At 46.2% G+C, this 718-nt stretch carries 1 protein-coding gene; it reads right to left on the reverse strand.

The window, feature by feature from the left end; translation table 11 throughout:
* A partial coding sequence (locus FNH22_RS31820; RefSeq protein ID WP_143402577.1) for a cadherin repeat domain-containing protein occupies positions 1-718 on the reverse strand: 718 nt, incomplete at both ends.

A 718-nucleotide genomic window follows, 5' to 3' on the forward strand; every position in this document is an offset into this window, starting at 1 on the left:
TATCACCACTAAGGTTAGGGGTCACCGAAGTATAGACCGAATTTTCATTGACATTGGCATTAGCGATGGCATCAATGGTAAACGATATAGTTTCTACCAGATCGTTTACAGTTACCGTCCAAGTCCCTGTATCCGAGTTATTATCTTCATCAGTAGCGGTAATTTCAATTTCATATACATTGTCAGTATTGGCATCCGCAGGGCTTTCAAAGTCTCTGCCTACCATGCTGACCACACCGGTGGTGCCGTTGATCGTAAAGTCTGCCGCATCTGCTCCTCCACTGATAGTATAGGTCACATTGCCTATTGGCGTATCACCACTAAGGTTAGGGGTCACCGAAGTATAGACCGAATTTTCATTGACATTGGCATTAGCGATGGCATCAATGGTAAAGTTGGCGACTTCTATCTGGTCGGTTACGGTTACCGTCCAGGTTTCCGTATCCGAGTTATTGTCGTCATCAGTAGCGGTAATTTCAATTTCATATACATTGTCAGTATTGGCATCCGCAGGGCTTTCAAAGTCTCTGCCTACCATGCTGACCACACCGGTGGTGCCGTTGATCGTAAAGTCCGCCGCATCTGCCCCGCCGTTGATGGTATAGGTCACATTGCCTATTGGCGTATCACCACTAAGGTTAGGGGTCACCGAAGTATAGACCGAATTTTCATTGACATTGGCATTAGCGATGGCATCAATGGTAAAGTTGGCGACTTC

The organism is Fulvivirga sp. M361 (assembly GCF_007097395.1).
Taxonomy (GTDB): domain Bacteria; phylum Bacteroidota; class Bacteroidia; order Cytophagales; family Cyclobacteriaceae; genus Fulvivirga.